The following is a 15,729-nucleotide window of genomic DNA, read 5'->3' as shown; positions in this document are numbered from 1 at the left end:
GTGCTAAAATATATAAAGTTGATAAAACGTAAAATTAATTTAGGGGGAAAAAATGAAAAAGATATATATAGTAACAACTTATACAGGAACCGTATTATCTTATCTAATAAGAAAAATAAGTAAAACCCCGTATGCACATGTATCATTAGCATTAAATCAAGAATTAAGGCCAATGTACTCATTTGGAAGACTTAATCCCAAAACACCAATATTTGCAGGATTCGTTGAAGAAAATATAGATGAAGGTCTATATGCAATTAGAAAAAATACTATGTGTAGGGTGTACTCATTAGAAGTTACAGACGCACAATATTATCGTATATATAACAATATAATGTTTGTAAGTGAAAATAGAAAGAAATATGATTATGATGTAATGGCTCTTATATATTTAACTCTAAATAGACCAAGACAAGCAGATTATAAGTATGTGTGTTCTCATTTTGTTGCAGATATGTTAATTAAAAGTGATGTTGGTTTATTTGAAGGACCGTCATGTGGAATAAGACCAGATTCTTTTTATAATAATGAAAAGCTTAATTTAGAATATGAGGGACTTTTATCTCAATATGGTAAAGAGCAAAGAAGTTATGTACCTTATGTTGCAAAAATATAATAAACTACAATAAATACTCCTTATTTTATAAGGGGTATTTATTTTTTTGAAATAAATGGCTATAATGGTAATAACAACCATTTTGAAAGGAGTATTTATGAAAAAAATTATAAGATCATATGGTATAGCGCTAATTTTAGTTGCAATTTATGCATTTATAAAGCTTCCTGTACTTAGATTAGATTTTACCTCTGGTTTTTCAATGTTAATAGTATTCTTTATTATTGCTGGGGTATTAGATATGATGTTCGACAAAGGAGAGAGAACATCAAAAGCTGCAAAATACAATTTCTTTATAGCAATAGCTATGATAATATTTGTATCAGTAGTGCCATTTATTACTTCTTCCCCAATAATTCATGCAAAAGCATATAGAAATCTTATAGGAAACGTTGAAGAAAGTGATTTTGATAAAGATGTAAGTCCTGTAAGTGTAAATGATATTCGTATAGTAGATGAAGAAATGGCTATGAAGCTTGGAGATAAAAAGTTAGGAGAAATACCAGCTGTAGGGAGTGTATCGAAGCTTGGAGATTTCCATATACAAAATGTAAATGGTGAACTATACTGGGTTGCACCGCTTGTACATAGAGATATTGTTAAATGGATAACTAATTTAGACGGAACAAATGGATATGTAATGGTGTCTGCAAGTAATCCTCAAGATGTTAGGCTTGTACAAGAAATTGATGGTAAGCCAATAAAGATAGTGTATCAGCCTCAAGCGTATTTCCTTCAAGATTTACATAGACATATGTATATAAATGGAATTGTAAATTCTGGAATGACAGAGTTTTCATTAGAAATAAATGATGAAGGTAGACCATATTGGGTAACAAGCTTATATGAACATAAGATAGGTTTTAGTGGATCAGATGCTACAGGAGTGGCGGTAGTTGATGCTCAAACCGGTGAAGTTAAAAAATATTCTATAGAAGATGCACCAGAATGGATAGATAGAATTCAGCCAGAGCAATTTGTAGTAAATCAAATTAATGACTGGGGATTATACATAAAAGGTTTCTTAAATTCCGTAATCTCTGAAGAAGGAGTTTTGGTTGCTACTGAGGGAACGTCTTTAGTATATGGAGATGATGATAAATCATATTGGTATACAGGAATAACTTCTGCTGGTGCAGATGAGTCTACTATTGGATTTATTTTAGTAGATACTCGTACAAAAGAAGCTAAGTTATATAAGCAACCGGGAGCAACGGAAACTGCAGCAATGAGTTCTGCAGAAGGAAAGGTACAAGAGAAAAACTATGAAGCTACATTCCCTGTAATGTATAATATATTAGGAACACCTACATATGTTTCTGCACTTAAAGATAAAGCAGGTCTTGTTAAGATGGTGGCATTTGTATCAGTTGAAGATTTTGCAATTTTAGGACTTGGAGAAACAAAAGATGAAGCTTTAATAAATTATAGAGAAGCATTATCTAGCGAAGGTAACAATATAAGTATTGAAAATGATACAAGCAAAGCTAGTATAGAAGGTAAGGTTACTAGAATTAGTCCAGATGTAAAAAGTGGAAACACTAATTATTATTTAACATTAGATACAAATGAAAATATAATATTTACAGCAACATCAAAAGTATCTACAGAATTACCTTTAACAGCAGTTTCAGATCAAGTTAAGATTGATTATCAAGAAGGAAAGTCTGGAGTAGTTGAGATAATTTCATTTGATAACTTAAACATAGGTTCAAGTAAAGAAGAAGAGAAAGTAAAAAGTGACTCATCAACTAAAACTATAGAAGAAAATCAATAAAAATATATAAATAGTTATTAAGTTTTTAATTAAAAATAAAAAGAACATATCTTAGTATTTTATATACTAAGATATGTTCTTTTTTGTTATTCATAAAATGTGAATTATTATTTTTAGAAAAATATAGAAAAACAATCAATTTTTATAGGGACAATTAATATAATATTATTACAACTTGGTAAATTAATGACTCGAGGAGATATGCATTATGATGGGGTTAGAAAAAGATATACTGCTTTTAATTAGTAGGGTTAGATGTATGACAGAAACTCAGGTTGGTAAAGTTTTTTCAAGTAAAAAAAGACGTGGAAGAAAACCATTTAAGAAAACTTTAAGAAAAATGTGTAATGAATATACACTTAAAAAATATCCTTGCAATATAAACTATAGTGGATATAGAGATAATTCGTATGTATATTATTTAAATGGGAGTAAACAGTATAAGGGCAAGGAATTAGCTAAAACAGTAATAGGTTCTGAATTAGCAATTAGATTTAATTTAGGTGGATATGAGGTAAAAAGATTTTATAGAAATGTTAGAATAGATAACAAAAAATTTGATATATTTATAGAATATACAGACCACTATAATGAACTAAATCAACTTTTAGTAGATATAGATTTAGATCAAAAAATTGACAAGTCTAAATACTATAACCTAGAGAATAAAATTAAAAACTCGACGATTCCTTTTTTTGAAGTACCAAGAGTTTTAATAATAACATCAGAAATGAGAAATTTAGGAGACTTTGATTTTGATTCTGATGTTTGTGTTGTTGATTTAAGCTTAAATAAACTATTTAAGTATATATAGGCCTATTTTTTATATATAGGTCTATTTAATCATCAACATAAAAAGATATAGATTAATAAAATTTTACATAAATAAAAAAATAAAATAGTTGTAAAATTAAGAATAGTGTGATAAAAATTAATTATAAAATAAAACTTAATATATGAAATTTACCTAGGGTAGAGGTGCTGTAATTAATAGTAGTTTATAGAAGCTGGCAAGTGTTGATTATAAATGAAAGGAAGTGCAGCCGAAGAAAAATTATTGGCAAATAATTTTTCTGGTACTATACATAATATGTATAATACTGTCACTTAGTAATAAGTGGTGAGCTACAAGGTTACTTTGTGTATAAAAAAAACACCCAAAGTATACCTTTGGGTGTTTTTTATTTTACAACTTTCTAGGAGGGGGATATGAGTAGTATTATAGTTCAAAAGTATGGTGGGAGCTCTGTAGAAACTACAGAGAAAATTAAAAGAATAGCAGAAAATATAATTGATAGAAAAAAAACTAATGAAAAAATAGTTGTAGTAGTTTCAGCCATGGGAGGTACTACTGATAATTATATAAAACTTGCAAAAAAATATAAGTAAAAATCCTAATAAAAGAGAATTAGATGCACTTATGTCAACAGGTGAAATTATATCAGCGTAATTACTTGCTATGTGCCTATCATCATTAGGATGCCAATCAATAAGTTATAATGCGTATCAACTTAATATACATACTAGTGGAGATCATGGAAAATCTCAAATAGATGATATAAATGTATCTAAGATAGAAGAAAGTTTAGATCATGGAAAGGTAGTAATAGTGACAGGATTTCAGGGATTAAATGATGAGGGTGATATTACAACTTTAGGAAGAGGAGGTTCTGATACATCAGCGGTAGCTTTAGCAGTTAAACTAAATGCTAAATGTGAAATTTATACAGATGTAGATGGAATTTACTTTACCGACCCTAGAAAGTATAGTAAGGCTAAAAAACTTAAAGAAATAGAATACGAAGAAATGCTAGAATTAGCTAGTTTAGGTGCACAAGTAATGCACTCAAGAAGTATAGAACTAGCACAAAAATATAATACAGAAATATATGTAGGTCTTTCATGTGGAGAGCGAAATGGAACATATATAAAGGGAGAAAATAAAATGAGATTAGAGGAAAAAGTCATAACAGGACTTGCAACTAGCGATGATGATGTTGCTATAACTATAAAAGATTTTAATTTAGATAAGGTTTTTAGTTTATTTGAAGATATTGCAAGTAAAAAAATAAGTATAGATATGATCAGTCAAACAGCACCAATAAATGAAATTATAAATGTATCTTTTACTATACCTAAAGAAGATCTAGATGAATGTAAAGAGATAGCTAAAAAATATTCAGATAGCAAAAATATTGTTATTGATGATCATATAACAAAGTTTTCATTAGTAGGGTCTGGAATGAAAAACACAGCAGGTGTTATATCAAAAGTATTTAAAATATTCAAGGAAAATAATATTAATGTTAAGCTTATAACTACATCAGAAATAAGAATAACTTGTGCTATAAACTCTTTTGATAAAGATGTTGCAATAAATGAAGTGGCAAGAGAATTTAATGTATAAAATTTAGGAGGCTATTATGAAACTACATGGAAATATGTCTATTAGAAATAACACGCTATATATTGGAGGCGTTAGTTGTACAGAATTAGTTAATAAGTACTCTACACCACTTTATGTATTTGATGAAGGTTTAATTAGAGAGAATTGCAGAAAATATAATAAGTATTTTAAAGTAGAGGAAAATAAAAATAAAGTTGCTTATGCAGGTAAGGCATTTTTAACTTTATATATGTGTAAAATCATAAAAGAAGAAAACTTATCCCTAGATGTAGTTTCAGGAGGAGAATTATATACTGCTCATAAAGCAGGTTTTCCAATGGAAAATGTATTATTTCATGGAAATAACAAAACTATAGATGAAATTAATATGGGCATAGAATTAGGAGTAGGTAGATTTGTTGTAGATAACTTTTATGAACTTGATATAATTGAAGATATTTGCAAAAAGAGAAATAAAGTACAAGAGATATACTTTAGAATAACTCCTGGAATAGAAGCTCATACTCATGATTATATAAAAACAGGTCAAATAGATTCTAAATTTGGATTTGTATTAATAAATGGAGACTTATATGAAGCTATAGAAAAACTATATAAGTATAAAAATATAAAGTTAGTTGGTTTACATGCACATATAGGTTCACAGATTTTTGATATAGAGCCATACATGGACGAAGTTGATATAATGATGGATTTAGTTAAAGAAATAAAAATAAAGTATAACATAGATTTAAAAGAAATAGACTTAGGAGGAGGTATAGGAGTATATTATATCAAAGAGGATAATCCTAAAAGTATACAAGATTTTTGTGAAGCTATAATAAAAAGGGCAGAGCAAAAATGTAAAAAATTGGAATAAAAGCACCAAAGCTCATTATAGAGCCGGGAAGATCAATAAGTGCAAATGCAGGCAGTACACTGTATACAATAGGATCTATTAAAGATATAAAAGATGTAAGGACATATGTTAGTGTAGATGGAGGTATGACTGATAATATTAGACCTTCATTATATAAAGCGGGATATGAATGTAGTGTTGTAAATAAAATGAAATATGAAAAAGTAAATAAAGTGACTGTAGCTGGAAAGTGCTGTGAAAGTGGAGATATATTGATAACTCATGCTAATGTAATGGATATAGAAAGTGGAGATATATTAATAACGACTTCAACTGGAGCTTATGGTTACTCAATGGCATCTAATTATAATAAAATACCTAAACCAGCAGTAGTAATGGTATCTAATGGAAATCATAGGCTTATATGCAAAAGACAAAATTATGAAGAGGTAATAAACTTGGAGTTAATATAAAAAAAAACCTTGAAAGCAAATTATTCTTTCAAGGTTTTTTTTTATATTAAAGTTAAAAATTCTCAAATAATAAGCTTAGTAATTTGTAAGAATATAAGAATAAGATTAAATATAATTCTTTGAGAGTATAAGTATAAATTAGGACGGAAAATGCGATTTTAAATAATATTAACCTAAAATATGACAAAATATGTTGAATTATGGTAAAATTAAGTTAAGGTAATAAGGAGGTAACAAATGAAGATAAAAATAGTTTTAATCGTAGCTTTATTATCAATACTTATGGTAGGATGTACTAAAGGTGAATCTGAAAGTACATTTGTTGAAGATGGAAAAGTAGCTTTAGAATCACAAAAATATGGTGAAGCAATGAAATTACTTTCAAGTGCGTTAGAAGAAGATAATGCTGATGAATATGCAAGAGCAATGTATATGCAAGCAATGAAAATGTTAAGTGTAGAAGAGTATAAAGGACAAGGAAATTATAAAAAAGCTATAGAAGAACTTGAGGCTATAACTAACATCAAAAACGGATCTAGTAAAATAAAAAGTACAGCATCAAGTGAATTAAGTGAAATGAAAAAATTATATGAAGAACAACAAGAAGCTGAAGCTAAAAGAAAAAAAGATGCTAAGTTGGCTGCAAGTAAAGGAGCAAGCAAAGCTAGTTGGGAATTGAAAAAATATGAGGAAGAGTCTAAAAAAGAAGATGAGGAAATAATAGAAGAAGGTAGTAACCAAGAAAATAGTAATGAAGGAGAGCAACAAACTCCTAATATTCAAAATCCAACAAATCAAATACCTTCTAATGGATCAAATCAACCACTTCAAAATAATAATATAACGACAAATACTCCAAATAACATTACTCAGGAGCCTATAATACAATAAAAGTTGTCCATAAATTTGGACAACTTTTTTATTTAATATATTTTATTTTGAATCATTTATATATAATCTTTTTTCTACATATTTATCAATAGAAGATTTTATAATAGCTGCAACAGGAACAGATAAGAAAACGCCTATTAATCCGAATAGACTTGAACCTATCAATACTGCAGAAATTATCCAAAGTGGACTGAGTCCTACTTGATCTCCCATTACCTTAGGTCCTATAAAGTTTCCATCTACTTGTTGTAGAATTAGTATAAATATAGCAACCCAAAGTGCCTTTACAGGACTATATACTAATGTCATAAGTATAGGTGGAACTGCACCTATAAATGGACCAAAGTAAGGTATTATATTTGTTACAAAAACTATAAATGATAAGAATAGTGAATTCTCTATCTTTATAACAAATTGGAATACAACAAATGCAATTAAACCAACAATAAGTGAGTCAATAATTTTACCTATCATATAGTTATAAAATATCTCATGAGACATTTTAAAAAATGAAACAGTTTCATCAGCTTTAATCTTATTAACTGAAGCATAAAGAATCTTTTTACAACCTAAACCTATTTTCTCTTTATCAAATATCATATATATAGAAAGTATTAATCCCATTATTATATCAAACAATAAAGATGTAATACTTGATATATGAATTAAAAGGTTTGAAGAAAATGCAGTAAGAATATTTACTACATTAGTTAATATACTATTTAAGTTATCTTGTATATGAGGGGCTATTGTATTGAAAAACTCAGCTTTAGTCATATACTTTCCTAAAATTTCATTGAACATATCAACATACGTTGGAATCTCTTTTATTAATGTATTTAAAGTATCAACTATTGAAGGAATAAGTAGCTTAAATCCTAAGAAAATAAGTATAAATACTAATATATAAGATATAAGTATGTTCAATAGTCTATGAAGATTAAACCTCTTTTCAAAAAACATTACCAATGGATTAATTAATAATGCAATTAATATCCCTATTAAGAATGGACTGAAAAAGCTTGCAATTCCGCCTATTCCAGATATAACCTGCATAGGATTATTGATAAATTTATAAAGCAATATAGTTATAAAAGCCAAGAATATGTAATGCTTTATATCTTGTTTTGAAACCATGTGACCTCCTACTTGTTAAATATTTTAAAATAAGTATATACTATAATTAATAGAAGTTAAAGGTATATTATAATTAAATATTTAATATTAAGAAATTTGTAATAAAAACTTTGATTTTACATTGTATGTATTATATTATAATAAGGAAATAAAAATAGTATTTAATAAAATTTACAAGAAAAGGTGAACATATGAGAATTAATAAATATATAGCTTCTTGTGGGATAGCATCAAGAAGAAAAGCAGAAGAAATAATATTAGATAGAAGAGTAAAAGTTAATGGAGAATTAGTTACTGAATTATCTTTTAATATAGAGGAAGCTAAAGATATAGTTGAAGTTGATGGAAAGGTAATATCATTAAGTGAAAATTTAGTATACATAGTATTAAATAAACCAGAAGGATATATTACAACTGTAAAGGATCAATTTGATAGGCCAAGTGTATTAGATTTAGTAAGCGATATAAAAGAAAGAGTTTATCCAATTGGTAGACTTGATTATGAAACAAGTGGGCTTTTAATACTTACGAATGATGGAGATTTAACATATAAATTAACACATCCAAAGCATGAGGTAGATAAAACATATGTAGCTTTAATAAAAGGAGAACCTACATATGAAGAACTTAAAAACTTTAGAGAAGGATTAGAAATAGAAGATTATAAAACCGCTCCAGCAAAAATAAGAATAGTAGATAAAAATGAAGAAAAGAATTACTGTAAATGTGAAATAAAAATACATGAAGGTAGAAATAGACAAGTTAGAAAAATGTGTAGGGCAATAAATCATCCCGTACTTAGACTTAGAAGAGTTGCTATGGGAGACATAAAGCTTAGAGGAATTAAGGTTGGAGAGTATAGACATTTAACTAAAGAAGAAGTGGAGTACTTAAAAGGTATAAAATAGAGGTGTAGTAAATGATAAAGGCAAAATTTTTAACTAAGATTACAGAAATAAATAAATTATTTATAGAAGATGTAATAAGTGATGGAGATGTAGTAATAGATGCTACTATGGGTAATGGATATGACACAAAATATCTAGCAGAAAAAGTAGGACAAAATGGATTTGTATATAGTTTTGATATACAAGAAGAAGCTATTAAGTCAACTAAAAAAAGATTAGAAAAAGCTGACTTACTTGATCGTGTGCAATTAATACTTGATGGTCATGAAAATCTAGAAAACTATGTAGATAAAGAAGTATCATGTGTATTGTTTAACTTAGGGTATTTACCAAGGGCTGATCATAATGTAATAACTAAACCAGATACAACACTAAGAGCAATAGAATCATCTTTAAAACTTCTAAAACCTCACGGTATAGTTAGTTTAGCAATATATACAGGTCATGAAGGTGGTATGGAAGAAAGAAATTGCGTTTATGAGTATGTACAAGGTTTAGATCAAAATGAGTTTAATGTACTTGAAAGTAAGTTTATAAATCAAATAAACAATCCACCTCAACTTATATTAATAGAAAAGAAAAAAGAATATTAAAAATCTAAATTGTGCATAATTAAATTTTTTAGAATCACTATTTAAAAAATATATACAAAAGTGATATAATAATTTTAGAAACTCTAAAGGTTTAAAAGAACAGTGTTTATACTGCTTAAAAGGAGAAATTTATGGACAATAGTGAAAGAATAGATATGAAAGATGGTAAACGTCTTATTTCAAATATACAAACTCAATATGCTAGGCTTAGTAAAGGTCAAAAGCTTATTGCACAATATATATTAAATAACTATGATAAAGTAGCATTTATGACAGCATGTAAATTAGGTGAGACTGTAGGTGTAAGTGAATCAACTGTAGTTAGATTTGCAAATGCTTTAGGATACTCAGGTTACCCAAAATTACAAGAAGCATTACAAGAACTTATAAAAAATAAATTGACTACAGTTCAAAGAGTTGAAATGACTCATAGTGAATATACAGATGATACAACTATACTTAATAAAGTATTAAAAAGTGATATAGAGAACATAAGAGATACTTTAGAAGGTATAGATGAAAATGCCTTTAAAGGTGCAGCAGATAAAATACTAAAGGCAAGAAAAATATATATACTAGGTATGAGAAGCTCATTTACAATAGCTCAATACTTAGGATTCTACCTAGATATAATACTTGATAATGTTCATATAATAAGAATGGATATGGGGGATGCTTTTGAACAAGTTGTTAGAGTTAATGAAGAAGATGTACTTATAACAATAAGCTTCCCAAGATATTCAAGAAAATCCTATCAAGTAGCTAAATATGCTAAAAGTAAAGGTGCTCATATAATATCAATAACTGACAGTATGTTTGCTCCAGTAGCATCTATTTCAGATAATAAATTACTTGTAAAGAGTAATATGGCTTCTTTTGTTGATTCATTAGTACCAGCACTTAGTGTTGCTAATGCACTAGTAATATCAGTTGGAATGAAAGAAAAAGAAGACATAAAAGAGTATTTTAATGATTTAGAGAATATATGGAAAGAATATTCGGTGTATGAATAAAAATATATAACCCAAATAAGACATGTTAGAGAGAATAATAATATTGTTTCTAATATGTCTTTTTTTATTAAAAATAAAGTGATATTATAAATTTAGCAATAAAATTACATAAAAATGGGTGAATTCATGAGTATAAATATGAACAATAGAGAATTAAAAATAGTCAAAATATTAAGAAATTCTGTAGAGCCAATGAGTAGCATTGCTTTAAGCGAGGAAATTGGTTGTTCTACAAAAACTATACAAAGTGATATAAAAAGTATAAATAAAGCTTTACATAAAAGCAAGATAGTATCTATAAGAGGTATTGGATATAAACTAGAAGGAAGCCTTGAAGAGTTAGACGTACAAACTAATTTGTATGATGATATAGACAGAGTAAGCTTTATTTTAAAAAAGTTGATAAATATAAGTAAAGAAAAAGAAAATTTTATTAGAATAGAAGATTTAGCTGACTTAATGTATGTTAGTTCTTCCACAGTAAAAAATGATTTAAAGGAAGTAAAAAGGATATTAAGTCAAAATGATTTAAAAATAATTACTAAGCATAAACAAGGTATTTGTATAGATGGTGATGAAGAACAAGTAGCAAAACAAATAGTTAATTTATGTAATAATAAAAATAATAAATTAGGTTTAAGTGACTTTTTAAGTGATGAAGTAAGTAACAGTATGTTTGATATAAAAAATAGAGTCTTAAATGTATTAGAAAGTGAAGAACTTTTAGTTACTGATTTGGAATTTAAAAATATAGTTGATTATATATTAATATTTTTAAGTAGGAGCACAGAAAATGAAGATTTAATTATCAATGAATATTTAAGATATTATAAAGTAAAAAGAAATGAAATTATAAACAATGATGTTTATAAGGAGAAAATAATAAATTCTATAAGAACTTTTTGTATGGAACTAAAAATAGTTACCAATATAGATATTACTAAGGATACAATATTTGAAGAGTGTTTATACAGTCATATAAGTAATTTGTATAAAAAGATAGAGCTAGGAATAAATGATTCTTATTATATAAGTTCAAATGAAATAAAATTAAAGTATGCTTTTGCTTTTGAACTTGCAAAAATTGCAAAAAAGGTTATAGAAGGTAACTTAAATATAATAATAGATGAAGATGAAACAGCAAATATAGCAATACATATAGGAGGAGCTATAGAAAGAAGTAATAATTATAATAGGAAAAAAGTTTATAAAGCAGTTATTGTATGTACTTCTGGTATTGGTACATCAATGCTTATAAAATCAAAATTGGAAAACTTATTTGCTGGAAAAATAGAAATAATTAAGGTAATACCAGCATATTTAACGGATTATTTAAAAGTAATAGATACGGACTTTGTAATTTCAACTGTACCTATAGAGTTAGATAATACACCTTTAATAAAAATATCACCTTTATTAACAGAAAAAGAAATTAAAATTATAGAAAAGTATATAGAAACTGAAAAAATATATAAAGATATAAAAGTGGAAGAACTTCTAGATAAAGATCTATTTCATAAAAATTTAGATTTCTCTACAAAGGAAGAGGTTATAGAATATATGTCTAATTTTCTATTAGAAAAAAATTATATAGATATAGATATGAAAAATTCTTATTTTGAAAGAGAAAAAATTGCAACAACAGAAATAGGCAATATGCTAGCAATGCCACATAGCTCAAAAGGTAAAGTTTTTAAAAATAAGATAAGCATAGGCATTTTAAAAAATCCTATATACTGGGAAGTAGGAGAAGTAAGATTAGTTATAATGCTAGCCATAGATAAAGATCATATATTAGATTATGAAGAATTATTTTCTAATATTTATAAAAGAGTAGACTCAATAGCAAAAGTAATAAGTATATGTGAGAATAAAAATTATGAAAAGTTTAAAAATATGTTTAAGTAAATTTCTCTTTTGACTAAGAGAAATTTTCTAACTTTCAGAGAAAATGTTTTCTATGTAATATAAAGATATAAAAAAAGATAGAGGTGAAGTCATGATATATACAGTAACATTAAATCCTGCAATTGACTATTTAATAAAACTAGATAGCCTAAACTTAGGTAGTGTAAACAGGGTTGAAGATGAAAAAGTTTATGCTGGAGGAAAAGGTATAAACGTATCAAATATGCTACAACAGCTAGACTGTCAGAGTACAGCTTTAGGTTTTGTAAGTGGATTCACTGGAGATTTTATAATAAAAAGCTTAGAAGAAAAAGGAATTGAAAATAAATTTATAAAATTAAAAAATGGATTTACAAGAATTAATGTAAAGATTAAAGGGAACGAAGAAACAGAGATAAACGGTCAAGGTCCACTTATAAATGAAAATGAACTAAACGAGCTTTATAAAATAATAGATGAATTAAATAGTGAGGATATATTAGTTTTAGCAGGGAGTATACCATCAACACTTAGTGATAAATTATATGAGAATATAATGGAAAGAATAAAAAATAAGGAAATAAAGGTAGTAGTTGATGCAACCAAAAGTTTATTATTAAATGTATTAAAATATAAGCCATTTTTAATAAAACCAAATAATCATGAATTAGAAGAAATTTTTAATGTAAAGTTAAGTTCAAATAAGGACATAATAAAATATGCTAATAAATTAAAAGAAATGGGTGCAAGAAATGTATTAGTATCTATGGGAAAAGAGGGAGCATTATTAGTTACTGAAAATGGTGATATTTATACAAGTAATGTAGCTAAGGGTGAAGTTAAAAATTCTGTAGGAGCAGGAGATTCTATGGTTGCAGGTTTTTTAAGTGGATATGTAATGACAAATAAATTTGATGAAGCTCTAAAGCAAGGTGCTGCATGTGGCGGAGCAACAGCATTTTCTTATGATATAGCAACAAGAGAATTTATAGATGAAGTTAAAAAGCAGATTATAGTAGAAAAAATATAAGGAGTGATATATTATGAAAATTACAGATTTAATAGATAAAAAATCTATTAATTTAAATTTAAAGTCAAGTAATAAGCCTGATGTAATAGATGAATTAGTTGAATTAATGGATGATAGCGGAAATTTAAATAATAAAGATGAGTATAAAAAGGCAATACTTTCTCGTGAAGAATTAAGTACAACAGGAATAGGAGAAGGAATAGCAATTCCCCATGCTAAAACTAAAGCAGTAAATAAAGCATATCTTGCAACTGGTGTGAGTAAAGAAGGAATAGACTATGAAGCCTTTGACGGAAGCTTAGCACATCTTTTCTTTATGATAGCGGCCCCAGATGGAGCAAATGATACACACCTTCAAGTACTAGCAAGACTTTCAACAATACTTATGGATGAAGAGTTTAGGAAAAAGCTTATAAATGCATCTTCTAAAGATGAGTTTATAGAATTAATAAATGAAAAAGAGAAAGAAAAATTCCCAGAAGAATATGAAGCGGATGAATTAGAAAAAGATGCAAAGGAAATAAAAGAAGATATATTAGATGAGAAATATCCTAAAGTATTAGCTGTAACTGCTTGTCCAACAGGAATTGCACATACTTTTATGGCAGCAGAAAGTTTAAATAAAACAGCTAATCAAAAAGGGATTTCAATAAAAGTAGAAACAAATGGTTCTTCAGGAGCTAAAAATGTATTAACTAAAGAAGAAATAGCTAATGCAACCTGTATAATAGTTGCAGCTGATAAAAATGTTGAAATGGCAAGATTTGATGGTAAGAAAGTTATAATAACTAAGGTTGCTAATGGTATACACAAAGCAGATGAGCTTATAGATAGAGCTAAAAATGGAGATGCGCCAATATATCATCATAGTGGAGAAAATTCAGGATTAAATGATGGTTCTAGTGAAGACGAAAGTGCTTTAAGAAAAGTATATAAAAATCTAATGAATGGTGTTTCAAATATGTTACCATTTGTTGTTGCAGGAGGTATATTAATAGCTTTATCATTCTTATTTGATAACTACTCAATAGATCCTTCAAATTTTGGTAATAATACGCCATTAGCTTCATACTTAAATACAATAGGTAACTATGCATTTGGATTTATGTTACCAGTACTTGCAGGTTATATAGCATTCTCTATAGCAGATAGACCAGCAATGGTAGTTGGTTTTGTTGGAGGATTAATGGCAAAAGAAGGTGGAGCTGGCTTTTTAGGAGCATTAATAGCTGGTTTCTTAGCAGGATATATAGTAGTTGGACTTAAAAAGTTATTTAGTTTCCTTCCACAATCTTTAGACGGAATAAAACCAGTGCTTTTATTTCCACTGTTTGGAACATTATTGATAGCGATATTAATGACTTACATAGTAATGCCTCCAGTAGTTGTGATAAATGAAGCGATGAATAGTTTCTTAATGGGACTTGGAGGAAGTTCAAAAATTATACTTGGTATAGTTGTAGGAGCAATGATGGCTGTTGACATGGGTGGACCAATAAATAAAGCAGCATATGTATTTGGGATAGCAGCTTTAGATGCAGGTCAGTATGAAGTAATGGCAGCAGTAATGGCAGGTGGAATGGTTCCTCCTCTTGCAATAGCACTTGCTACAACATTCTTTAAAAATAGATTTACAGAAGATCAAAGAAAATCTGGTATAGTTAACTATGTAATGGGACTATCATTTATAACTGAAGGTGCAATACCTTTTGCAGCAGCAGATCCACTTCATGTAATACCTGCATGTGTAGCTGGTTCAGCAGTGGCTGGAGCATTAAGTATGGTATTTGGAGCACAACTTAGAGCTCCTCATGGAGGAATATTTGTTTTACCAGTTATATCTAATCCATTAGGATATGCTATAGCAATAGTTGTAGGTTCACTAGTAGGAATGTTATTATTATCAATACTTAAAAAACCAATAGAAAAATAAATAAAATATCTGCTTAAGTTAAGTTTTACTTAGGGGCAGACATAAAATAAAAATTCTAGTTATATAGCTGAAATAATGCTACAAATAGCTAGAATTTTTATTTTGTGCTTTGTGACCTAGAAAAACTTACAAATAAGCAGTTTTTTTATTTTATAGAAGAAGATTAAGAATATCTTGTGTAAAAAGTCATAAGATAATTGAATAAGACGTTTGACTATAGGATAGT

15 protein-coding genes and 1 riboswitch are annotated in these 15,729 nt (G+C 27.7%); of the genes, 14 read left to right on the top strand and 1 reads right to left on the bottom strand.

Features of this window, described 5'->3' with window-relative positions; all coding sequences use genetic code 11:
- Nucleotides 1-52: 52 nt before the first annotated feature.
- The 8 genes from EIH23_RS11960 (at nt 53) to EIH23_RS11935 (ending at nt 7,002) form a co-directional block, all read left to right on the top strand.
- Nucleotides 53-616, top strand: a complete 564-nt coding sequence (locus EIH23_RS11960) for a hypothetical protein (protein WP_122640517.1) — start codon at nt 53-55, stop codon at nt 614-616.
- A gap of 97 nt (nt 617-713) precedes the next feature.
- Entirely contained in the window at nt 714-2,393 is a 1,680-nt protein-coding gene (locus EIH23_RS11955) for a hypothetical protein (protein ID WP_122640516.1), read from the top strand.
- 208 nt (nt 2,394-2,601) lie between these two features.
- Complete coding sequence (locus tag EIH23_RS11950; RefSeq protein WP_122640515.1) at nt 2,602-3,207, top strand: hypothetical protein; 606 nt, start codon at nt 2,602-2,604, stop codon at nt 3,205-3,207.
- Nucleotides 3,208-3,358: 151 nt separating this feature from the next.
- A riboswitch (Lysine riboswitch) is annotated at nt 3,359-3,529 on the top strand.
- 73 nt (nt 3,530-3,602) lie between these two features.
- Nucleotides 3,603-3,782: an amino acid kinase family protein gene (locus EIH23_RS16985; protein ID WP_330566282.1), complete on the top strand. Its 180-nt coding sequence runs from the start codon at nt 3,603-3,605 to the stop codon at nt 3,780-3,782.
- Nucleotides 3,783-3,852: 70 nt separating this feature from the next.
- Nucleotides 3,853-4,800 carry an aspartate kinase gene (locus tag EIH23_RS11945; RefSeq protein ID WP_330566281.1) on the top strand — a complete coding sequence of 316 codons (948 nt, stop codon included), beginning with the start codon at nt 3,853-3,855 and terminating at the stop codon, nt 4,798-4,800.
- Nucleotides 4,801-4,816: 16 nt separating this feature from the next.
- Nucleotides 4,817-5,659: a diaminopimelate decarboxylase family protein gene (locus tag EIH23_RS11940; RefSeq protein ID WP_330566280.1), complete on the top strand. Its 843-nt coding sequence runs from the start codon at nt 4,817-4,819 to the stop codon at nt 5,657-5,659.
- The gene (locus tag EIH23_RS16980; RefSeq protein WP_330566284.1) at nt 5,650-6,111 is read left to right on the top strand and encodes a diaminopimelate decarboxylase family protein; all 462 of its coding nucleotides are present in this window, start codon (nt 5,650-5,652) and stop codon (nt 6,109-6,111) included. The genes EIH23_RS11940 and EIH23_RS16980 overlap by 10 nt, the downstream gene beginning before the upstream one ends.
- Before the next feature lie 237 nt (nt 6,112-6,348).
- Nucleotides 6,349-7,002, top strand: coding sequence for a tetratricopeptide repeat protein (locus EIH23_RS11935; RefSeq protein WP_122640514.1), 654 nt, complete (start codon nt 6,349-6,351; stop codon nt 7,000-7,002).
- A 42-nt stretch (nt 7,003-7,044) separates the two neighbouring features.
- On the opposite strand, the gene EIH23_RS11930 is transcribed toward EIH23_RS11935, so the two are convergent.
- The gene (locus EIH23_RS11930) at nt 7,045-8,139 is read right to left on the bottom strand and encodes an AI-2E family transporter (protein WP_122640513.1); all 1,095 of its coding nucleotides are present in this window, start codon (nt 8,137-8,139) and stop codon (nt 7,045-7,047) included.
- Nucleotides 8,140-8,330: 191 nt separating this feature from the next.
- Between EIH23_RS11930 and EIH23_RS11925 the strand changes: the two genes are divergently transcribed.
- From EIH23_RS11925 to EIH23_RS11900, 6 genes are all read left to right on the top strand, one after another.
- Nucleotides 8,331-9,047 (top strand): pseudouridine synthase, encoded by a 717-nt coding sequence (locus EIH23_RS11925; protein WP_122640512.1) that lies wholly within the window; start codon nt 8,331-8,333, stop codon nt 9,045-9,047.
- Between the two features lie 11 nt (nt 9,048-9,058).
- Nucleotides 9,059-9,640, top strand: a complete 582-nt coding sequence (locus EIH23_RS11920; protein ID WP_122640511.1) for a tRNA (mnm(5)s(2)U34)-methyltransferase — start codon at nt 9,059-9,061, stop codon at nt 9,638-9,640.
- A 131-nt stretch (nt 9,641-9,771) separates the two neighbouring features.
- Nucleotides 9,772-10,653 carry a MurR/RpiR family transcriptional regulator gene (locus EIH23_RS11915; RefSeq protein ID WP_122640510.1) on the top strand — a complete coding sequence of 294 codons (882 nt, stop codon included), beginning with the start codon at nt 9,772-9,774 and terminating at the stop codon, nt 10,651-10,653.
- A 138-nt stretch (nt 10,654-10,791) separates the two neighbouring features.
- On the top strand, nt 10,792-12,561 hold the full coding sequence (locus EIH23_RS11910) for a BglG family transcription antiterminator (RefSeq protein WP_243113402.1): 1,770 nt from the start codon (nt 10,792-10,794) through the stop codon (nt 12,559-12,561).
- Nucleotides 12,562-12,652: 91 nt separating this feature from the next.
- Nucleotides 12,653-13,570: a 1-phosphofructokinase gene (gene pfkB / locus EIH23_RS11905; RefSeq protein WP_122640508.1), complete on the top strand. Its 918-nt coding sequence runs from the start codon at nt 12,653-12,655 to the stop codon at nt 13,568-13,570.
- A 13-nt stretch (nt 13,571-13,583) separates the two neighbouring features.
- Nucleotides 13,584-15,503, top strand: a complete 1,920-nt coding sequence (locus EIH23_RS11900; RefSeq protein ID WP_122640507.1) for a PTS fructose transporter subunit IIABC — start codon at nt 13,584-13,586, stop codon at nt 15,501-15,503.
- Nucleotides 15,504-15,729: the final 226 nt, after the last annotated feature.

Origin of the sequence: Romboutsia sp. Marseille-P6047, from assembly GCF_900604535.1 — a bacterium.
GTDB lineage: Bacteria > Bacillota > Clostridia > Peptostreptococcales > Peptostreptococcaceae > Romboutsia_E.
This window is presented reverse-complemented; position numbering and strand designations above follow the sequence as displayed.